20 protein-coding genes, 1 other RNA gene and 1 riboswitch are annotated in these 19,271 nt (G+C 58.0%); of the genes, 9 read left to right on the top strand and 12 right to left on the bottom strand.

The annotated features are described in order from the left end of the window. The coding region (locus ACR0D7_RS17405; protein WP_480680154.1) for a thiamine pyrophosphate-binding protein at positions 1-649 on the bottom strand (649 nt) is incomplete at its 3' end. Between the two features lie 125 nt (positions 650-774). Next, a complete protein-coding gene (gene pdxR, locus ACR0D7_RS17400; RefSeq protein WP_480680153.1) occupies positions 775-2,235 on the bottom strand; it encodes a MocR-like pyridoxine biosynthesis transcription factor PdxR in 1,461 nt (486 codons plus the stop codon). A 133-nt stretch (positions 2,236-2,368) separates the two neighbouring features. Between pdxR and ACR0D7_RS17395 the strand changes: the two genes are divergently transcribed. Next, entirely contained in the window at positions 2,369-2,677 is a 309-nt protein-coding gene (locus ACR0D7_RS17395; RefSeq protein ID WP_170387702.1) for an ArsR/SmtB family transcription factor, read from the top strand. Next, a complete protein-coding gene (locus tag ACR0D7_RS17390) occupies positions 2,670-3,698 on the top strand; it encodes a permease (protein WP_480680152.1) in 1,029 nt (342 codons plus the stop codon). Before ACR0D7_RS17395 ends, ACR0D7_RS17390 begins: the two co-directional genes overlap by 8 nt. Positions 3,699-3,736: 38 nt before the next feature. Here ACR0D7_RS17390 and ACR0D7_RS17385 read toward each other — a convergent pair whose 3' ends face one another. Together ACR0D7_RS17385 and ACR0D7_RS17380 are read right to left on the bottom strand one after the other, a co-directional pair. Next, positions 3,737-4,129 (bottom strand): hypothetical protein, encoded by a 393-nt coding sequence (locus tag ACR0D7_RS17385; protein ID WP_480680151.1) that lies wholly within the window; start codon positions 4,127-4,129, stop codon positions 3,737-3,739. 51 nt (positions 4,130-4,180) lie between these two features. Continuing rightward, positions 4,181-4,942, bottom strand: coding sequence for a DUF1013 domain-containing protein (locus ACR0D7_RS17380; protein ID WP_170575750.1), 762 nt, complete (start codon positions 4,940-4,942; stop codon positions 4,181-4,183). A gap of 130 nt (positions 4,943-5,072) precedes the next feature. Here ACR0D7_RS17380 and ACR0D7_RS17375 point away from each other — a divergent pair, with 130 nt between their 5' ends. After that, positions 5,073-5,714, top strand: a complete 642-nt coding sequence (locus tag ACR0D7_RS17375; protein ID WP_480680150.1) for a ribonuclease T2 family protein — start codon at positions 5,073-5,075, stop codon at positions 5,712-5,714. Here ACR0D7_RS17375 and ACR0D7_RS17370 read toward each other — a convergent pair. From ACR0D7_RS17370 to ACR0D7_RS17355, 4 genes are all read right to left on the bottom strand, one after another. Continuing rightward, entirely contained in the window at positions 5,711-6,199 is a 489-nt protein-coding gene (locus tag ACR0D7_RS17370; RefSeq protein WP_480680149.1) for a hypothetical protein, read from the bottom strand. The two genes, ACR0D7_RS17375 and ACR0D7_RS17370, sit on opposite strands and share 4 nt — an antisense overlap. Before the next feature lie 496 nt (positions 6,200-6,695). Next, positions 6,696-7,289 (bottom strand): recombination mediator RecR, encoded by a 594-nt coding sequence (gene recR / locus ACR0D7_RS17365; RefSeq protein ID WP_480680148.1) that lies wholly within the window; start codon positions 7,287-7,289, stop codon positions 6,696-6,698. Between the two features lie 64 nt (positions 7,290-7,353). Continuing rightward, complete coding sequence (locus ACR0D7_RS17360; RefSeq protein WP_170387688.1) at positions 7,354-7,698, bottom strand: YbaB/EbfC family nucleoid-associated protein; 345 nt, start codon at positions 7,696-7,698, stop codon at positions 7,354-7,356. A gap of 160 nt (positions 7,699-7,858) precedes the next feature. Further along, positions 7,859-9,616, bottom strand: coding sequence for a DNA polymerase III subunit gamma/tau (locus ACR0D7_RS17355; RefSeq protein ID WP_480680147.1), 1,758 nt, complete (start codon positions 9,614-9,616; stop codon positions 7,859-7,861). Between the two features lie 133 nt (positions 9,617-9,749). On the opposite strand from ACR0D7_RS17355, the gene ACR0D7_RS17350 reads away from it, so the two are divergent. Then, positions 9,750-10,244 (top strand): protein-tyrosine phosphatase family protein, encoded by a 495-nt coding sequence (locus ACR0D7_RS17350; protein WP_480680146.1) that lies wholly within the window; start codon positions 9,750-9,752, stop codon positions 10,242-10,244. Position 10,245: 1 nt separating this feature from the next. Here the strand turns inward: ACR0D7_RS17350 and ACR0D7_RS17345 are convergent, their stop codons facing one another. After that, positions 10,246-10,653 carry a hypothetical protein gene (locus tag ACR0D7_RS17345; protein ID WP_480680145.1) on the bottom strand — a complete coding sequence of 136 codons (408 nt, stop codon included), beginning with the start codon at positions 10,651-10,653 and terminating at the stop codon, positions 10,246-10,248. An 84-nt stretch (positions 10,654-10,737) separates the two neighbouring features. Further along, a riboswitch (cobalamin riboswitch) is annotated at positions 10,738-10,958 on the bottom strand. A 135-nt stretch (positions 10,959-11,093) separates the two neighbouring features. Here ACR0D7_RS17345 and ACR0D7_RS17340 point away from each other — a divergent pair. Beyond that, entirely contained in the window at positions 11,094-11,951 is an 858-nt protein-coding gene (locus tag ACR0D7_RS17340) for an alpha/beta hydrolase family protein (protein WP_480680144.1), read from the top strand. A 38-nt stretch (positions 11,952-11,989) separates the two neighbouring features. Here ACR0D7_RS17340 and ffs read toward each other — a convergent pair. Beyond that, positions 11,990-12,088: signal recognition particle sRNA small type (gene ffs, locus ACR0D7_RS17335), an RNA gene on the bottom strand. A 39-nt stretch (positions 12,089-12,127) separates the two neighbouring features. Next, positions 12,128-14,008 carry a bifunctional 2',3'-cyclic-nucleotide 2'-phosphodiesterase/3'-nucleotidase gene (locus ACR0D7_RS17330; protein ID WP_480680143.1) on the bottom strand — a complete coding sequence of 627 codons (1,881 nt, stop codon included), beginning with the start codon at positions 14,006-14,008 and terminating at the stop codon, positions 12,128-12,130. Between the two features lie 174 nt (positions 14,009-14,182). Here ACR0D7_RS17330 and nudC point away from each other — a divergent pair, with 174 nt between their 5' ends. Further along, entirely contained in the window at positions 14,183-15,163 is a 981-nt protein-coding gene (gene nudC / locus ACR0D7_RS17325; RefSeq protein WP_480680142.1) for an NAD(+) diphosphatase, read from the top strand. Between the two features lie 40 nt (positions 15,164-15,203). Further along, the gene (locus tag ACR0D7_RS17320) at positions 15,204-15,671 is read left to right on the top strand and encodes an SRPBCC family protein (protein WP_170387674.1); all 468 of its coding nucleotides are present in this window, start codon (positions 15,204-15,206) and stop codon (positions 15,669-15,671) included. A gap of 57 nt (positions 15,672-15,728) precedes the next feature. Here ACR0D7_RS17320 and ACR0D7_RS17315 read toward each other — a convergent pair whose 3' ends face one another. Beyond that, positions 15,729-16,562, bottom strand: a complete 834-nt coding sequence (locus tag ACR0D7_RS17315; protein ID WP_480680141.1) for a prephenate dehydratase — start codon at positions 16,560-16,562, stop codon at positions 15,729-15,731. Between the two features lie 119 nt (positions 16,563-16,681). On the opposite strand from ACR0D7_RS17315, the gene ACR0D7_RS17310 reads away from it, so the two are divergent. Then, positions 16,682-17,191 carry a c-type cytochrome gene (locus ACR0D7_RS17310; protein ID WP_170387708.1) on the top strand — a complete coding sequence of 170 codons (510 nt, stop codon included), beginning with the start codon at positions 16,682-16,684 and terminating at the stop codon, positions 17,189-17,191. A 172-nt stretch (positions 17,192-17,363) separates the two neighbouring features. Next, the gene (locus tag ACR0D7_RS17305) at positions 17,364-19,268 is read left to right on the top strand and encodes an extracellular solute-binding protein (protein ID WP_480680140.1); all 1,905 of its coding nucleotides are present in this window, start codon (positions 17,364-17,366) and stop codon (positions 19,266-19,268) included. Positions 19,269-19,271 lie beyond the last annotated feature (3 nt).

Below are 19,271 nucleotides of genomic sequence, written 5' to 3'. Positions count from 1 at the left end.
CGTCGATGCCGCCTTCGGCCAGAACCACACCGGCACCGTTCAGGATCACCGGGTTCTTGGCGTTCGACAGCAGCTCGGCCGCCTGTGCCACGGCACTTTCGCCACCCGAGGGCCGCTCGAATTCAACAACCGCAGGCAGGTCGACGTCGATCACCTGAGTCCACATGTCGCGCGGGATGTTCAGCTGAGCCGGGGCACTGGCGCGTTTGGCCTGCATGATCACGCGGTTCAGAACCTCGCAAACGCGAGACGGGTCGCGGACCTCTTCCTGATAGGCAACCATGTCCTCGAACAGTTTCATCTGCTCGACTTCCTGGAAACCGCCCTGACCGATGGTCTTGTTCGCCGCCTGCGGCGTGACCAGCAGCAGCGGGGTGTGGTTCCAATAGGCGGTCTTAACGGCGGTCACGAAGTTGGTGATACCGGGGCCGTTCTGCGCGATCATCATCGACATCTTGCCGGTGGCGCGGGTATAGCCATCCGCCATCATCCCGGCGCTGCCCTCATGCGCGCAGTCCCAGAACATGATACCGGCCTTCGGGAACAGATCCGAAATCGGCATCATCGCAGACCCGATAATCCCAAACGCATGTTCGATACCATGCATCTGCAGAACCTTAACAAAGGCCTCTTCCGTCGTCATCTTCATTGGTGTGATCTCCGCGTCTGTTTGGAATAGCAGAGCCCTTCACTCTGCCTTTGCATACGGTTGTGAACCATGGGGCAGAGTGGCGTTAGGGCCAGAACAAGAGGCGATTTAGGTCCAGTTAGGTGCTATCTGGCGCGGATTGCATCAGCGATCAGTTTGATCCCCGGTTTGATACGATCCTGCTGGATCGAGGAATAGCCGAGGCGATAAAAGTTTCGCGGTTGATGTGACCCCGAAAAGAATGGAGCACCATGTTCGATATGGACGCTTTGTTCCTGCAGGCTGTACGCCAACTGGGCCGTGTCGACATGCTCGGGGGCCGACATCCACAGCGATGACCCCCCCATGATGCCACGTCCGGCCACCGTCAGACCGTGTTGTTCCACCGCCTCATCCAGCGCCTCTCGCCGCTGCGCCAGGGCCTTCGACATGCGCCTGATTTGGGCGTCGTAGTGACCAAGCGATAGGAAATATGCGGCTGTGCGCTGAATGTGTCCCGGCGGGTGGCGCAGCACCAACGAGCGCAGCGCACGCGCCTCGCGGATAAAGGGTTCTGATCCAACGATGTATCCCAACCGCAGACCCGGAAAGAGGGATTTTGAGAAGCTGCCAATATAGATCACGCGACCATCGCGGTCCATCGACTTGAGCGCTGGTGAGGGGGCCCCCAGAAAAGCCATTTCGAACTCGTAATCATCCTCGACCACCATCGCATCCAACTCATGCGCCCGTTTAAGCAACTGGGTTCGGCGCTCGACAGGCATGGTTGCGGTTGTCGGGCTTTGGTGGCTGGGCGTTGTAAAGATGACGTCGGTTTCATCTGGCAGCGCATCGGGGGTCAGGCCGTCACGATCGACTGGCAAGGCAGTGACGTTACAGTCCCATTGCTCCAACAAGCAGCGCAGGGCGTAGTAGCACGGGTCTTCAATCACGGCGGTCCGGTTGTGGGTTAGCAGCACGCGCGATGCCAGCCAAAGCGCATTCTGAGCCCCCATGGTGATCAAAATCTCTTCGGGACGAGCTGCAATGCCCCGGCGCGGCAGGGTATGGCGAGCGATGAATTCGACCAGCAGCGGATCATCCTGATCGACGTAATCACCGGTCAGGGAATCGAAATCCTTGTGGCCCAGTGCACGCACAGCGCAGAGGCGCCAATTGGCGTGGTCGAACAGAGTGCGATCGGCCTGCCCGTATATGAAAGGGTAGCGGTAGTCGCGCCAGTCGGCAGGTTTTGACAGCATGTTCCCGCCCGAGAATCGGCGGGCCAGTGCCTTGTCCCAATTGACCGTCTCAGTGCCGCGTTGAACTGGAGAGTATTTTGGCGGCACAGGCGCGTTTTGCGATACGAAATAGCCCGATCGCCCCTTTGCAGTGAGGTAGTCGTTGGCCAGCAGTTCCGTGTACGCAAGCGTCACAGTTATACGACTGATTCCCAGATGCGCCGCCAGTTTGCGCGAAGAGGGCAGCTTTTCACCTACGTGAAAACGACCGGACAGAATGCCCTCTGCAATCATCTGCTGAATCTGCGCCTGCAGGGTGCCTTGCCCGTTGAGTTCCAAAAAGAATGTGTCAACCGATATTGCCATAGGGCTTTATAGTTTGGACTTATTTCGGGGGCAATCTGGACTTACGAAAATTCCGAGATTTTGTAACTGAGCGCTTGATCTGCGAAAAATAATAAACTAAATAACTAGAAAACTAGGTTAATGGAGTTAAGAGATGTGGGAAGCCGCTGCAGCAGGATTTTCGGCCATGGGGTCCGAGGCCCGGCTGAAGGTTCTGAAAACTTTGGTCCGAGCTGGTCAGGCAGGGCTAACAGTTGGCGAAATTCAGGAGCGAACGGGGATCGCCCCGTCAACCCTGGCCCACCACCTGAGGTTTTTGGCTGCGGGTGGGGTGGTCGAACAAGAGAAAGTCGGGCGCAGCACGATCAACCGTGCCTGCTATGACGAGTTGAGAAATCTGGCGCAGTTCATTCTTGCCGAATGCTGCGTCGACGAAGTGGGAAAGGCCGCAAACGATGGCTGAGCTGACGCAAAATCCCAAAGTGTCTGTGAAAGTGCTTGACCTGGTTAAAACCCCATGGGCATTGATCGCGGCGATCCTTGCCGTCGTGGCCGTTCTGGACCCCGGTAACTGGGATGAGGTCGTGACATTTGCTGGCAAGGCGCTGATCCATACCGGCCAGTACATCCTGTTTGCCGTTTTGCTGCTATCCTACCTCAAGGCGACCGGAGCCGAGGTGATGGTGGCGCGTGCCTTTGAAGGGCGCGAGACACGGATGATCCTGTTGGCCGCACTGTTTGGTGGGCTGGCTCCGTTCTGTTCTTGCGAAGTCATTCCGTTCATTGCCGGATTGCTCGCCTTGGGTGCGCCTTTGTCTGCCGTAATGGCGTTCTGGCTGAGTTCCCCTTTGATTGACCCTCCGACTTTGTTGATCACGGCTGGTGCTTTGGGGTGGCCCTTTGCGATCGGCAAGGCCGTAGCCGCAGTTGCACTGGGGCTATTCGGAGGCTTTGTCGTTCGGGGTCTGACTTGTTCTGGTGCGTTTGCCGAGCCTCTGCGCGAGTACAAACCGGCTAGCTGCTGTGGGTGTGGACCAAAGCAAGATGACAAACCCGTCTGGAGGTTCTGGCAGGAGCCCCAGCGTCGTCAGCGGTTCCGGTCCGAGTTTGCTCACAACGGGTTATTCCTGCTGAAATGGTTGGCATTGGCCTATGTGCTTGAGGCGCTTCTGGTCAGCTATGTTCCTGCCGATCTGATCGCCCGTGTGGTGGGGGGAGAAGGTATCGTACCTATCGTGATCGCGGCGCTGGTCGGGATGCCTGCCTATCTGAACTCCTACGTTGCGCCGCCACTTCTGGCAGGGCTGACAGAACAGGGGATGAGTGCTGGCGCGGCGATGTCGTTCATGGTGGCAGGGGCCGTCAGCTCGATCCCGGCCATGGCGGCGGTCTGGTCGCTGGTCAAGCCGAAGGTCTTTGCCACCTATCTGGGGTTGGGGATCACCGGAGCGATCATGTCCGGCATCCTGTTTCAAATGATCTGAAGGAAAAACCGCCCGGAAGAACTTCCGGGCGGTTTTGCTTATTGGCTGGCCTCGCAGAGGCTTGGCAGTTTGAACCTATATCGTGCCTCTCCGCTGTCTTCGAAGATACGTTTTTCCACGCAGGCTGTGGTGCCGACGGTTCGGGCGATATGCTCTTTGGGCTCGTTAATAGAAGTGGTCGAGCCATCGGGCAACTGCACCGAAGCAAGGACGCCGTATTTTAGATCTCCGTTCACCGGAGTTGCCGACAGAACCGAGACGGTCAGGTACGAGTCATGCTCGTGCGAACCATTGTCGTTAAGCACCAGTAGCGCGGTTGCGATCGTAATGGTGCCAACAATGGCGACCACCAGCAAACCCCAGGTTTTCAGAAACGCATAGATTGATACGGCGCGGTGCGGGCCAAAGATATTGGAAAGGATGGTCAGCATGGATTACCTGCGAAAAAACCCCGGTCCGTTCGGACCGGGGCTCACTAAGCATTAAGGACGCAGATCGTCTTCGTCTTCATCCTCGGCCCCGCCCTTGGGCAGGTTGAAGAAGCTGTCGGCGTCGATGATCGGCTCTTCGTCTTTCTCTTCTGTCGGTTCGTCGGACAGCGAGAAGGTTTCCAGGCCTTCAATGGCAGTTGGAATCTTAGGCGCAGCGTCCATTTCCAGCGACTGTTCGGTCGAAACCAGCTTGCGACGCTCGTCATCGCTCATGACGCCACCTTCGGCCGCTTTCTTGGCAGCAGCCTTCTGCACGATCGCGTCCAGTTCGGACTGTTTGCACAGGCCCAGGGCAACCGGATCGATCGGCTGCATGTTCGAGATGTTCCAGTGCGTCCGCTCGCGGATCGACTGAATGGTCGGCTTGGTGGTGCCCACCAGCTTGGCGATCTGGCCGTCGCTAAGTTCGGGGTGGAACTTGACCAGCCACAGGATCGAATTCGGACGGTCCTGACGCTTGGACAGCGGCGTGTAACGCGGACCACGGCGCTTTTCTTCGCCTGAGGCGGCCGGGTTGAACTTGAGCTTCAGCTTGTGCAGCGGGTTGTTCTGCGCCGTGTCGATCTCGTCCTGGGTCAGCTGGTTGTTGGCGATCGGGTCAAACCCTTTGACGCCAGCGGCCACATCGCCGTCTGCGATGCCCTGCACTTCCAATTCGTGCATGCCTACGAAATCCGCGATCTGCTTGAAGCTGATCGTGGTGTTGTCCACCAGCCATACGGCTGTTGCCTTGGCCATAAGCGGTTTTGCCATCAGCCCGTCTCCTATAAATACATCTGTCCCGTCGCCGGAATTCGGCGGCCCCGTTGTCTTGGGGCAGGTTTCCGTTGTCGGGGAACTTGGGGCCTATATAGTCGCGGCAAGGCAAGAAGGGAAGAGGCGAATGCTGCGGCGGGTTTTAGGGCTGGTTCTGTGGGTGTTTGGTGCATTGGCCGTGCAGGCCGACGGAGAGAAGGCCGGCGAATTCGACTACTACGTCCTGTCGCTTAGTTGGTCACCCAACTGGTGCGCGCGCGAAGGCGATGCGCGCGGGTCGGACCAATGCGACGCGCGGCACGATCATGGTTGGATTCTGCACGGGTTGTGGCCGCAATTTCATCAGGGCTGGCCTGCTTTCTGCCGCACGCCCGAGGCACCTCCGTCGCGTGCCATGACACGTGAAATGACGGATATTCAGGGTTCATCTGGTTTGGCGTGGCACCAGTGGAAAAAGCACGGCACCTGTTCAGGACTTTCAGCAGCAGACTACTATGCCCTGTCGCGGCGTGCCTACCAAGGCATCACGCGCCCGGCGATATTTCGCAAGCTGGATGCGCAGGTCAAACTTCCGGCATCTGTCGTCGAAGAGGCGTTCCTAAAGGCCAATCCCAACCTTGAACGCGACATGATCACGGTCACTTGCAACCAGGGTTATATCGAAGAAGTCCGCTTGTGCCTGACCCTTGATCTTGAACCCGTCCCATGCGGCCGGGATGTGATACGCGACTGCACAGCCAAGGACGCGCTGTTCGACCCGATTCGCTAGAGTTCACCGCTCTGGCAGTCTCGTGCATATTCCAGCGCCTTGGCGGTACCTTTCAGATCAATCGCCATCACCACCTCACCTGCCGGGTTATAGACGGTCATGGTCTTGTTCTGCGCAATGGCGGCGACGAAACTTCGGTCGGTAAAAAACACAGTCGCCCCGGGCACACGGCCCTGATTGAACCCGATGGCGGTGGCATCAAAGCTTTTGCCGTCCAGTTCGAACCTGATCGGGTAGCTCTCGCCTTGTTTGATGTCGCCCCAGGCCTTGTTGTAGACGGCGAAATATCCGCGATTGTTCAGCGCGTCATAACCCAGCCGCACCACCGAGAGGTCCTGATACACCGTCTGGATCAGGCACCCGTTGCCGAGCGCGGGGTCCATCATGATGTTCCAGCCGTCGACAAAGCCTTTGTCGATGAGTTCCTGCGACAGGGCGGCGGTTGCGGTGAAGGCGGTGAGGATGAGGGCGAGAATGCGGTTCATTAAAATTTCCCAGAATGTGATTTGTGAATTTTTGGTTTCTTGTAGGTTACTGAACTCGGGCTCGGCAGACTACACCTCTATGGACTAAACGTAATCATCGGGAAGTGTCGACATGGTTGCTGTGCCAAAGATTGGCAATCCAGCGAACGATAGCATAGACGCTAAAGCTAGCTCCTGCCGAAGCCAAGAAAAAACCCGGTAAGACGAGGAACGTTAGCCCCTCCATTCCGGTGCAATTCCGACACCGACCTGTTTCTATTTCGATGTACATCGCGGCAAGGCTGATCACCATCACAACAGCCTGCAACCCTACCGCAGTCTTGAGCCATTTTAGTTTCTGAAAATACCCGAAGATTACCGCGACGGCCGGTACTGCGAACAGCAAATTCACAAAGAATTCTATAGAAAGTTCGCTTAGGTACATAAATCAAATACCAAGTTATTTCCGATAGTAATAAAACAAACAAAATGACAATATAGCATTAAAACTATGCGTCTATAACTCCTTCCGCGCCCGCAACGCCGCCGTGATCGTCCCGTCATCCAGATAATCCAGCTCGCCCCCAATCGGAACACCTTGCGCCAGCGAGGTCAGGCGGACCTGCCCCTCCAACTGATCGGCGATGTAATGGGCGGTGGTCTGACCATCGACAGTGGCGTTCAGGGCGAGGATGATCTCGGTAATGCCCTCAGCCACGACCCGATCTTTGAGACGGGGAATGCGCAGATCGTCCGGGCCGACGCCGTCCAGAGCAGACAATGTGCCACCCAGAACGTGATAGCGACCTTTGAACACGCCCGCGCGCTCCATCGCCCAGAGGTCGGCGACGTCTTCGACCACACATAGCTCTCCGGTCGCGCGGGCCTCGCTGTCGCAGATGTCACAGATATCAGTGGTGCCCACATTGCCGCAATTCAGGCATTCGCGGGCGGTAATGGCGACTTGTTGCATCGCGTCCGACAAGGGAGTCAGCAACAGGGCGCGCTTGCGGATCAGGTGCAGTACCGCGCGGCGGGCCGAGCGGGGGCCGAGGCCCGGCAGCTTGGCCATCAGGTCGATCAGATTGTCGATATCGCTATTCGAACTCACGGCCCGGGCTCCTGCAAAGGGGCCGGGCAGGGGTGCCCGGCCTGGTGTTCGTCAGGAATGCCTATCAGAACGGCAGCTTGATGTCTGCGGGCAGGCCCATGCTTTCGGTCAGTTTTGCCATCTCGGCCTGAGAGCGCTCGGCCGCTTTGGTCTGTGCGTCCTTGATGGCAGCTAGGATCAGATCCTCGACAACTTCCTTATCGTCGCCGTTGAAGATCGACGGGTCGATGTCCAGACCTTTCAGCTCACCTTTGGCGGTGGCGGTGGCCTTTACGAGGCCAGCACCGGATTCGCCAACAACCATCAGGTTGTTCAGCTCTTCCTGCATGTCGGTCATTTTGGTCTGCAAATCCTGTGCGGATTTCATCATCTTGGCCATGTCGCCCAGACCGCCGAGTCCTTTTAGCATCAGTATTCTCCTGTAAATCTATTTGCCGCCTAAATACGGTCGGCATGCGCGCGGCACAAGGGTCGAGGGGCCCCGGCCTGTCGTCTAGGTCTTTGGCAAAACCTTTCCTTCCGATCGCCCGTGGCGGGCGCGGGAGGGTTTCGAGTTACCCAAGAGAGGCTCACTCCTCTTCGAACGGGTCCCATTCGTCTTCGACTTCGGGCAGGGCTTCGGTTTCGACTTTAGCGGCGCGTTGTTCCGGTGTTTCTATGTTTGTGATCCGCGCTTTCGGAAATTGGGCCAGAACTGCCTGCACCAGAGGGTGCTCTCGGGCCTGGGCCTTCAACGCCTCATCTGCCGCGTTTTCTCTTTCATAGATCGTCTCGCCACCGCCTTCATTGACGACGGTCACGGCCCAGCGGTTGCCTGTCCAGCGTTGCAGCGCAGAGCCCAGACGCTGAGCCAGTTGGCCGGAGGCACGCTCGGTCGGCTGGAACTCGATGCGACCGGGTTGATAGGCAACCAGCCTCAAGGATCGTTTGACCTCGTCCAGCAGAACGCCATCCCGGTTTGCGCGGATCAGTTCGACCACATGGTCGAAGGTTGGATAGCGTGCCAGAGCCGCTTGCGCATCCTGTGCCAAAGCGGCGCTTGGCCCGCCGGACCCGCCGCTGGCGGGGGCTGCATAAGCAGACGTCACTGTTGCCTGAGGTTGAACGGCCGCATGAGATGGTGTCGGTATCCCACCACCGGGCCCGCCATTTGGAGGTGGCGGAGTGTCCTGCAACCGCTTGATCAGCTCTTCCGGGCTGGGCAGGTCGGCCACATGGGTCAGGCGGATCACCGCCATCTCAGCCGCCATCATAGCGTTCGGTGCGGCGGAGACCTCTTCCAGCGCTTTCAGCAGCATCTGCCACATGCGGGTCAGTACACGCATCGGCAGGGCTTCGGCCATTTGCATACCCCGCGCGCGTTCGTCCGGGGATACGGTGGGGTCGTCGGCAGCATCCGGCGTGATTTTGACAACCGATACCCAATGGGTGATTTCGGCCAGATCGCGCAGCACAGCCAGCGGATCGGCGCCTTCGGCATATTGCCCGCCCAGTTCGGTCAGCGCTCCCGCAGCGTCGCCGCGCAGGATCATGTCCATAAGGTCCAGCACCCGACCACGATCGGCCAGGCCCAGCATCGCGCGCACCTGATCCGCGCTGGTTTCCCCAGCCCCGTGCGAGATCGCCTGATCCAGCAGCGAGGTCGCATCCCGCGCCGAACCTTCCGCTGCGCGGGTGATCAGTGCCAGCGCGTCATCCGCGATCTGAGCATTTTCGGCGGCTGCAATTTTTCTGAGCAGGCCGATCATGTCCTCAGGCTCGATCCGGCGCAGGTCGAACCGCTGACAACGCGACAACACCGTAACCGGCACTTTGCGAATCTCGGTGGTGGCGAAGATGAACTTCACGTGCTCGGGCGGTTCTTCAAGCGTCTTGAGCAGCGCGTTGAAGGCGCTGGTCGAGAGCATGTGAACCTCGTCGATGATATAAATCTTGTAGCGCGCGCTGGCGGCGCGATAGCGGACGCTGTCGATGATCTCGCGAATATCATTCACACCGGTCCGGCTGGCGGCGTCCATTTCCATCACGTCGACATGGCGGCCTTCCATGATCGCCACGCAATGCTCGCACTGGCCGCAGGGTTCGGTCGTTGGCTTGCCCTCGCCGTCCGGCCCAATGCAGTTCATGCCTTTGGCGATGATCCGCGCCGTGGTGGTTTTGCCGGTGCCGCGGATACCGGTCATGATGAAAGCCTGAGCGATCCTGTCAGCCTCGAATGCGTTTTTAAGCGTGCGAACCATCGCGTCCTGGCCAACGAGGTCGGCAAAGGTTTCCGGACGGTATTTACGGGCAAGAACCTGATAGGCGGGGCTGGGCGTGTCGTTCATGTCTGCTCTGTCGGATTCGGGTTCCGATGCAGCGTAGAGACCCCTGCGCCCCGCGTCCACAGCAGGCTTGGGTGAATTTCGGTTTGCAGGGCAGATTGCGCATCTTACAAGCTGTGTCTGAGGAGGACCCGGAGTGAGCCAGTTTGCAATTTACGCTGTACGCGTGGGAAATGGCACCGTTGCCCTGTCGCCGCTGCCGGGGCGCGGTGGCTGGTATGCGCGGGATATGGGCGTCATTCGCGACTGGCAGCCGACTCTTGTGATCTCGATGACCACCGAGTTTGAAATGCAGCAGGAGGGCACAGGCGGTTTTGGTGATGACCTGCGGGCGCACAATATCGAATGGGCACATTTGCCGGTTGCGGATTTCGGAGCGCCGTCCACAGCGACAGATGCCGCCTGGTCTAAGGTCAGCGCAGCTGCCACGCGCATTCTGTCCCGCGAGGGGCGGGTGCTGGTGCATTGTCGGGGCGGCTGTGGCCGGTCCGGGATGATTGCTCTACGCCTTATGGTCGAGCATGGCGAATCCCCAGAGAAGGCGTTGAACCGTTTGCGAGCAGTGCGGCCCTGCGCCGTCGAGACCGATGGCCAAATGGATTGGGCCAGCCTTCCGCAGACAAGCGGCTAGTCTATAGCGCGAGCTGTTGTTCTGTCTGGGCTACCGGCTTGGAGGGAATCGCCGTGACCTCTAGCATGGCGCAGGGCAGCGCGGCCAACATTCCCGCAGGGCGCATGACCATGTCAGGGCCGAACAACATATCCGCGTAGTCGTCCAGCGATTCGAGTGACGCATCATAGCTTGTGCCACAAAAGACCCGAATCTGATCCTTTTGCGCTCGGAACCGTGCGGTGCAGCCTTCGGCGCAATGGGTCAGGTCGCTACTGCCGTTGAACTCAAACTCAGGGGTCGTTGCAAGGGCGGCGGCGTCCATCGCCTGTACAACAGCGCGCGCCATCTGCGCTAGTGCCGGGCAGTTTCCTCCGGTGCGTTGGCAGACCGTTGCGGTGAATTGGTGTGTCCTTGTCTTCCAGATCATCTTGCGCCCTCCGCGCGTGGGACGAGGGGCATGGATCAGGTGTGACAGCGTGCTGACAACCTGCCCGGACACCCCGCCCGAGTTTCGGTTTTTCGTTCGATGGCAGGTCTCCTGACTTGCGGGTCATTGCTTTGCCTACCTTCCCAGCCTTGTGGCCAGTGGTGTTTCGGCATTGCTCACCGCTTACAGTTGCGGGGGCAGTCGCGGCTTTGGTTCGTTCCGGCATAGCCAAGCAGAACCGCACCGTGTTCCCTTTTCATCCCGCCCCGAAACCGGGGGCGGGAACCATCACGTCATCGCTAATTGGTTCGGGTGGTTTGAGTCAAGCGGCCTTTGACCATGGCCGAGCGGACGTTTGGTCATGCTGAAACGGGATTGACTTGAAGGGGTGATCCGTGCGGTTTGAAAGGGTGAACTGATTAGTTCAGATTGAGGGCGACATGCTGGACAACGCAAAGGCCGTATTGACCGAGGACTTTCTGTTTCAATCAGGTTCGACCAATTTGTCAGCTCGGTTGTACCTGCCGATGAATGAGCCCCAGACCGCTGTGATCATCCATGGCGCGACCGGCGTACCGCGGGATTACTACCAGCATTTCGCCCGCTGGCTCGCTGCCGATCGTGGCATGGCCTGCTTGACTTATGACTATCGAGATTTTGGTCATTCGCTTGAGGGGCCGCTCAAGAATTCACACGCCACGATGGCGGATTGGGCATTGATCGACATGCCCGCCGCTCGGGCCGAGATGCGGCGGAGGTTCCCCAACGCGCAACAGTGGAGCATCGGCCATTCCGTCGGCGGGATGCTGGGGCCGATTCAACCTGATATCGACCAAATCGACCGTATGATCTGTGTCTGTTCCGGCCCGGTTACAGTGTCAGATCATCCCTGGCCCTACAGAGCATTGGCTTTGCTGTTTTGGTACGGCCAGGCACCCTTGGCCGTCAAAGCTCTGGGATATTTGCCCGGCAAGGCGTTGGGGTTCGGGGCAGACTTGCCCGCTAGCGTCTATTGGCAATGGCGCAGTTGGTGTACCGCGCCGCGCAACTACCTGCCCGAAATCGGCGTTACTTTGCCCGACGCGCGCTGGACGCAAATGGATACGCCAGTGGATTTGTTTACTTTTGAGGATGACGACGTTGTTCCGCCAAAAGCGGTTTGGCGACTGGCTGATCTTTATGGGCCCAATGCACGTCGCCATCTGCTGTCACCGACTGAGTTTGGCTTGTCCAAGGTTGGCCATATCGGCGCATTCGCGCGTCGCAGCGCGGCCGTCTGGCCACGGTTAATCGACTAATCTACTGGCCCGTTTGGTGCGAATATGTTGGGGAATTGAAGTGAGAGGTTGGACATCGACCCAAGCGGGGCTCGTTGTGGCTGCTTCCTTCCGGACCTGACCAGGTTGGCGAGGCGCTCGCCCGCGCCAACCTCTCATCGGTCGATATAGGCAATGACCGGGGAAAAGACAAGCCGTCAGAGCGTCAAGCGGATCAGTAGAAAACCTTCATCGTCTTTACCGACCACTTGTGGGTTGTATTCTGCCAACTCTTCCAGATGCGCTTGGGCCATTGGTCCGGTGCGCAGCAACGCCTTTGAGCCGGGCTGAGACATCAGGTGAAAGGGGCGCGGGGCGTGCTGCAGCGGGTCTTGTGGCAGATCGCCGGACAGGTAATCCCGCAAGATGCTCTGGATCGGTAGCATGGGCAGCGCAATGGGTTCTGCCTGTTCGACAAAGGGGAAATGACCGCCCCCATTGGCGCGGTAATTGTTCAACGCGACAACAAAGTGCTGATTGGGCAACAACCGCCGACCTTCGAAGTGAATATTGCGAATTCGTCGATGCGCCGGGTTGATCAGGCGTCCGCTGGCCTTGAAACGCGGGGGCTGCGACAGGTCGATCTGGTAGGTAAGCCCCAACAAGACATCAAAGTTATGCCCCGCCCGGTCCAAGGCAATCAGTTCGTCTTGCTGCCCGGGCGAGATCTGGTTGAAAACCCCGGCGGACATTTCCAACCAATCGCTGATCTGCTCGGCAGTCACCACCACCGCCTGTAATTCATTAGGGAAAACATACAGATCGTTGACATGGCGCAAACACAGTTGGCCAGAGGGAACGTCCGTGTAGTGCCTGGGGCCAGCCCTGCCTCCGAATCTTGAAGGCGCTACCGCTGACAAAAGGGGTAACTCGGCAAGGCTTGTGCCGTGCAGATAGGGACGCAGGGCAGCGGCTTGGGCTGCTGCGGCCAAGGTAAGTCCACGGTCCGGGGCGCAAAAGCTAAAATAACTGTGGAGAGGATGGTCGCTATGACCTACGGGTTGTGCCGCACGACGGCGTGTTTCCGAATGCGCCTCGGAAAAAAGGCATACTAATTCAGGGTCTTCTGCGACCGGTGTGGGCATGCTTCCCGTTGCCGTTGGGCAGATGGGTCGCAACTCGGATTTGTGGTCGTGAACTTTCCACTGTCCGGTGTCCTCGCGGTGTAGCGTCAGGTCAATCACACCCAGATTCGACCCCGCTGCGCCGGGCATGACTACGGGTTTTCCGTGCACCCGGCCCGAACTGGCGTCGACATGGTCCAATCCATCATGCGCCTGACCCGGCAGAGTAAGGTGTGAATGCCCTGCGATCAGAGCGTCGATACCATCAATCGCCGCAAGAGGGATGATCGCGTTTTCCAGACCCGGTTGAGGGGTGGCGGATCCAAGTCCCGTATGCGCCAAAGCAAGGATCAGATCACAATCTTGTGCCAACAAGTCCCGCACCTGTTGTTGGGCGCATGACAGAATGTCATCCATAACGACTCTGCTCTTCAGCCGCTGCGTTTCCCATTTTGCGGTCTGAGGCGGTAGCACCGAAAACACGCCGATCTTTAACGATACGTGTCGGCCGAACTGATTGGTTGTCCGGGTCAAAATGGTCTGATCCTGCCAAGCGGACCTCGTATCCAGGCGGCGCGCGTTGCTGCAAATCACCGGGCAGGTCGCATCAGCGGTCACGCCATCCAAAGCATCCAGTCCAAAGCTGAAATCATGATTCCCGAGGCCGACGGCATCATAGCCGAGCACATTGAAGGCGCGCATCAGGATATGCGGGGTATTTGTCGGCTCGACTGCCCATTCTCCGACGGGTGTACCTTGCAGCGAATCTCCGTTGTCGAACAGCAGGGTGATTGCGCCGTCCGCCTCAGCTTCGCTTCGCGCGTCACGGATCAGGGTGGCTGTGCGGCTGAAACCGATCGTTGGGTCGGGCTTATCTGAATAGTAGTCGAATCCCCGAAGGTTCATATGCAGATCGGAAGTTGCTAGAATCCGGATCTTCAGCGAGGCGTTCGACGGGAGAGAGGAATGTGACAATCTTCTACTTTTGGCAGTTATATGTTAAGCATTTTCTCCAAAAAGTATAACAAATGCAACTTGTAACGCGGGCCTGTGATCATTTGACGGCCTCAGGTTTTCGGGCATCTAGAATTCCCATTGCACTGCCGGTGAAGCCGTGGCAGCCCTGTGCCGTCGTCCAGAGGATTTTCTATGAAACACGCAGAACTTGTGACATTTGGCAGCTCGGGTCTGGATCGTGCGGCGCATATTCGCGGGGATATGGAACAGCTGGCGCAGGCGCGTGCCCACCTGCAAGCGTCATGTCTGCTGCTTTGGCGTGGCAAGCCATTGGTTCAGGGGGAGGGGCTGGATCAGCTTGGGCTTATTCCAATGTCCCACGGGCTGGTTGAAAATGGCCCCGGCGGAAGTGTTGAAGAACCCGTGTTTCTTGGGCTGTCCGACGGCGATCCGGTTTTTGCTTTGGATATCTCGGGCTGGTCGCCCGAAGGGCTGGACATGTCGCAGATCGGCGGCTTTATCGATCCGTCCGAACAGCAGCACCCGGACCTTCCCCAAGGCTATGTGTTTGCCGAGCTGCGCCGGATCATGACCCGCCTCTCCGCACGGGATGCGGAATTGGCGGCGGCGGCCAAAGCGGTCATTGGATGGCACGAAACCCATCGGTTCTGCGCGCGCTGCGGTGCGGCCAGCGAGGTTGCACAAGCTGGATGGCAACGCAGTTGTCCTGCGTGTGGAGGTCAACATTTTCCGCGGACTGACCCGGTTGTCATCATGTTAATCACACACGGAGATGCGGTGCTGGTTGGTCGATCCCCGGGGTGGCCCGAGGGGATGTATTCGCTGCTGGCCGGTTTCGTAGAGCCCGGTGAAACACTAGAGGCTGCGGTGAGGCGTGAAGTGATGGAAGAGGCGGGCGTGCCCGTAGGGGCGGTCAGCTATCTGTCCAGTCAGCCTTGGCCTTTTCCAGCTTCGCTGATGTTTGGTTGTGCGGGTGAGGCGCTGTCGCGCGAGATCACCATTGATCCGGTGGAAATAGAAGACGCGATGTGGGTTAGCAAACCTGAAATGCTGCAGGCTTTTGCCGGGGAACATCCAAAATTGCTGCCCGCCCGCAAAGGGGCCATTGCGCATTTCCTGCTGCGAAACTGGCTTGCGGATACGCTGGACTGACAAAATACTGACCTAACAGGAAACAGAGCGACAAACCGCCATGCAGTTTAAAGCGCGCGAAGATATCGAAGCTCCCATCAATTCGGTGTTCGAAATGGTTGCCGATTTTGAACGTTTCGAGCGTATGGCCATACGCCGCGGGATCGAGGTGCGACGGTTGTCAGGCCATATGGGTGTCGTACCGGGAACGCAGTGGGAAACCGAATTCAAGCTGCGCGGCAAACCGCGTCAGGTCGCGATCCAGATGGCCGAGTGTGAACCGCCTTCGCATATGCGGTTTGAAGCGTCGAGCAAAGGTATGAACGGCGTTACGACCGTTGAGTTTCTGGCGCTATCGCAGCGCCGCACTCGTCTGAGCATTGATATGTCGTTGGCCGCCAAATCTCTGCCAGCGCGTCTGTTGCTGCAATCAATGCGGCTGGGTCAGGCCCGTTTCCGGCGGCAGTTTCAGGTGCGGCTCAGTGAATTTGCCCGCGAACTGGAAGAGCGTCATCTGCATGGCACCTGATTGAATCGAGGCCCATTTGCGCCAGAAAATTCAATTCAAGTAGCGCATTCTCAACCGTTAGCCACGCGGTTCAGCCGCCGGATATACGCCCAGAACTTCGACATTGGTGGTGAAATGCTCTAGTTCATCCATGGCCAACTGCACGCTTCGGTCGTCGGGATGACCGACGATATCGGCGTAGAACTGGGTCGCGGTGAACGAGCCGTCGACCATGTAGCTTTCCAATTTTGTCATGTTGATGCCATTGGTGGCAAAGCCGCCCATCGCTTTGTACAGCGCCGCCGGAATATTGCGGACCTGAAAGACAAAGCTGGTGATCATCCCATGCGGCCCGCGCCGGGTCAGGTCGGCCTCGCGTGACATGACCAGAAAGCGGGTCGTGTTGTTGTCTTGATCCTCGATATGACGAGCCAGCACGTTCAGGCCATATATTTCCCCTGCCAGCTCACTGGCCAGAGCAGCTGAATGCAGATACCCTTGTTCCGAAACTTCGCGCGCGGCACGTGCGTTGTCGGGGCTGACGCGGCCACGGATGTTGTGTTCTTTTAAGAAACCTGCGCATTGCGGCAGCAGAACCAGATGCGAATGCGCCTCGGTGATATCATCCAGTGTCGCACCCGGTACGGCCAACAGGTTGATATGTACGCGCACAAAGGCCTCATCGATAATGTGCAGTCCGCTATGCGGCAGCAAACGGTGAATGTCGGCCACCCGGCCATAGGTGGTGTTTTCGACCGGCAACATCGCCAGATCGGCCTCGCCCGACCGAACCGATTCGATCACATCTTCGAAAGTACGGCAGGGCAGCGCCTCCATATCGGGGCGGGCATTGCGGCAGGCCTCGTGACTATAGGCGCCGGGTTCTCCCTGAAATGCGATGCGATTGGTCATTTGGTCGATTCCGTGCAACAAGTTCGTGAATTGGGCGTTTAGTCGCGGTGTCTATACCTTGCCTCTTGCAAGGGGAAGCCTTAGACACCCCGCAGACAGCTGAAATGGACTCGCGATCAATGTTCGACACGATGACAGTTACCAAGGCCGCCGCAGGCCTGTTTGGCACCTTCCTGGTGCTGCTTCTGGCCAAATGGGGTGCCGAGGTTCTTTACCATGCGGATGGGCATGGCGAGACGGCCTCTTACATTATCGAAACCGAAAGCTCTGGTGAAAGCGCAGACGGCGAAGAGGTGGTCTTCGAAGACCTGCTTGCCGCAGCGGACCCTGAGAAGGGCGCAAAAGTATTCCGTAAATGCACCGCCTGCCACAAGCTGGAAGACGGCGCAAATGGCACTGGCCCCTACCTGTACGCAATTGTGGATCGCCCCGTTGCGTCGGCGAAAGGCTTCACCGGATATTCGGCTTCGATGCAGGCGCATGGCGGCAACTGGACACCCGAAGCACTGGACGCGTTCCTGACCCGCCCCAGCGCCTATATCTCGGGTACATCAATGAGCTTTGCCGGCCTGAAAAAACCGCAGGAACGTGCCGATCTGATTGCTTACCTGCAAACTATCGGCAACTGATCGCGTGATCAGCCACTGAATTCAAAAGCCGCTGCCCTGTGCAGCGGCTTTATTTTTGCTTAAGAACATCTTCACAAAGCGTTCACGCATTCTAAACTTGAACCTGACAGCGCTGGTCATTTAGCTGGCGCGTATAAGATTAAAGACACAGGCGAAGCAGGGGATAAGCAATATGAGATCCAAAAGAGTTTCCGTTCAGGCGCGCGCATTGGATTTCAGGGGCTCGATACATGCTTTGATGGCGGGTTTTTTTCTGGCTTTTTTGGCCGCGACCCAGCTATTTGCCGAAGAGAAAATCATCAAAAGCCACGGGTTCTCGGAATTTGGCGATCTTAAATACCCCGAAGGATTCGCTCATTTCGACTATGTGAACCCGAATGCGCCAAAGGGTGGCGAATTGTCTTACGGCGCGCAGGGTACGTTCGACAGCTTTAACCCGTTCACACGGCAGGGTCGCGCCGGAGCACGGTCGGCGGATCAATACGAATCTCTGTTGTTCCCATCTTATGACGAGCCTGCATCTTATTACGGTCTGCTGGCCGAAAGCCTCGAATACCCGGAAAGCCAGGATTGGGTGATCTTTAACATGCGCCCCGAGGCGCGTTTCTCGGACGGTACTCCGGTGACCGCCGAGGATGTTGTGTTTTCCCACAACCTGCTGCTTGATCAGGGACTTAAGTCTTACGCAGACGCCGTGCGCAAGCGAATCCCCCGTGCCGAAGCGCTGGATGAACATAGGGTCAAATTCTATTTCGCGCCGGATATTCCACGCCGGGCCCTGATTTCTCAGGTGGGCGGTACGCCGGTGTTTTCCAAAGCCTGGTTCGAGGCTGATCCAGAAAATCGGCGTCTGGACAAGTCACGCCTTGTGCCGGGGATCGGTTCAGCGCCCTATGTGCTGGACAGCTACGACATCAACCGGCGCATCGTGTACAAGCGCAACCCCGATTACTGGGGCGATGACATCAACGTAAATGTCGGCCGCAACAACTATGACACCATCCGGATCGAGTATTTCAGTGACTCGATTGCGGCGATGGAAGGGTTCAAGGCGGGGACGTTCACTCTGCGGCAGGAAAATAACTCGAAAAGCTGGGCCACGGCCTATGACTTTCCGGCGATTTCCAATGGCAATGTGATCCGGGCCGAGTTGGAAGATGGAAACGTGCCGTCCGCGACCGGTTTCATCATGAATCTCGACCGCCCGCAGTTCCAAGACCCCCGTGTCCGCGAGGCGGTGCAGCTCGGTTACAACTTCGAATGGACCAATGAAAGCCTGCAATATGGGTTGTTCCAACAACGCAGTTCGTTCTGGGAAGGCACGCATCTAGAAGCCAAGGGCTTGCCCGAAGGGCGTGAGCTTGAGGTTTTGCAGGCTTTGGGTGATGCGGTCGATCCCGCGGTTCTGACTGAAGAACCCGTGAGTGCCCATGAGTCCCGCCCCGCACGCCAGAACGACCGCCGCAACCTGCGCGCTGCCATGAAACTGTTGGATGAGGCAGGCTGGTTGGTCGGCGATGACGGTATCCGCCGGAACGATAAGGGTGAGGTGTTGTCCATTGAGTTTCTGTCGGATCAGCCGACTTTGGATCGGATCATTCAGCCTTTCGTCGACAACCTGCGCGCCATGGGTATTGATGCGAATTACAACCGCGTCGACAACGCTCAGTTCACCCTGCGTCGCCGCGACCGGGATTTCGACATGATAAACGGCGGTTACCGGAAATCGCTGCAGCCCTCGACGGGGCTTTACCAGCAGTACGGGACTGAGGCGGCGTCATATTCCGTGTTCAACCCGTCGGGCGCGCATGGCCCAGACATTGAGCCGTTGATCGATAACATAGTTGCCGCGACCGAAAGCGAAGAGCTTTTCGCCAATGTCCGCGCACTGGACCGCGTGTTGCGCGCCAAGCGGATCATGGTGCCCACATGGTATCTGGGCAAATACTGGGTGGCCTATTGGGATATGTATGAATACCCCGAAAATCTGCCGCCTTATGCGCTGGGCGTGGAAGACCTGTGGTGGATCAACTCCGAGAAAGAAGCCGAGTTGAAATCGTCAGGCGCGTTGAGGTAATTC

The sequence above is a fragment of the Ruegeria sp. BB7 genome (assembly GCF_056539365.1).
The sequence above is the reverse complement of the archived record's forward strand: the minus strand, read 5'-3'. Positions and strand labels throughout refer to the sequence as shown.

Bases quoted from the DNA above. Each gene is read 5' to 3' on its own strand.
- ACR0D7_RS17385 (WP_480680151.1), bottom strand. From the start codon at position 4,129: ATGCTGACCATCCTTTCCAATATCTTTGGCCCGCACCGCGCCGTATCA.
- ACR0D7_RS17340 (WP_480680144.1), top strand. From the start codon at position 11,094: ATGCTGGACAACGCAAAGGCCGTATTGACCGAGGACTTTCTGTTTCAA.
- nudC (WP_480680142.1), top strand. From the start codon at position 14,183: ATGAAACACGCAGAACTTGTGACATTTGGCAGCTCGGGTCTGGATCGT.
- ACR0D7_RS17380 (WP_170575750.1), bottom strand. From the start codon at position 4,942: ATGGCAAAACCGCTTATGGCCAAGGCAACAGCCGTATGGCTGGTGGAC.
- ACR0D7_RS17345 (WP_480680145.1), bottom strand. From the start codon at position 10,653: ATGATCTGGAAGACAAGGACACACCAATTCACCGCAACGGTCTGCCAA.
- ACR0D7_RS17360 (WP_170387688.1), bottom strand. From the start codon at position 7,698: ATGCTAAAAGGACTCGGCGGTCTGGGCGACATGGCCAAGATGATGAAA.
- ACR0D7_RS17390 (WP_480680152.1), top strand. From the start codon at position 2,670: ATGGCTGAGCTGACGCAAAATCCCAAAGTGTCTGTGAAAGTGCTTGAC.
- ACR0D7_RS17375 (WP_480680150.1), top strand. From the start codon at position 5,073: ATGCTGCGGCGGGTTTTAGGGCTGGTTCTGTGGGTGTTTGGTGCATTG.
- ACR0D7_RS17355 (WP_480680147.1), bottom strand. From the start codon at position 9,616: ATGAACGACACGCCCAGCCCCGCCTATCAGGTTCTTGCCCGTAAATAC.
- ACR0D7_RS17310 (WP_170387708.1), top strand. From the start codon at position 16,682: ATGTTCGACACGATGACAGTTACCAAGGCCGCCGCAGGCCTGTTTGGC.
- pdxR (WP_480680153.1), bottom strand. From the start codon at position 2,235: ATGGCAATATCGGTTGACACATTCTTTTTGGAACTCAACGGGCAAGGC.
- ACR0D7_RS17320 (WP_170387674.1), top strand. From the start codon at position 15,204: ATGCAGTTTAAAGCGCGCGAAGATATCGAAGCTCCCATCAATTCGGTG.
- ACR0D7_RS17315 (WP_480680141.1), bottom strand. From the start codon at position 16,562: ATGACCAATCGCATCGCATTTCAGGGAGAACCCGGCGCCTATAGTCAC.
- ACR0D7_RS17370 (WP_480680149.1), bottom strand. From the start codon at position 6,199: ATGAACCGCATTCTCGCCCTCATCCTCACCGCCTTCACCGCAACCGCC.
- ACR0D7_RS17305 (WP_480680140.1), top strand. From the start codon at position 17,364: ATGAGATCCAAAAGAGTTTCCGTTCAGGCGCGCGCATTGGATTTCAGG.
- ACR0D7_RS17395 (WP_170387702.1), top strand. From the start codon at position 2,369: ATGTGGGAAGCCGCTGCAGCAGGATTTTCGGCCATGGGGTCCGAGGCC.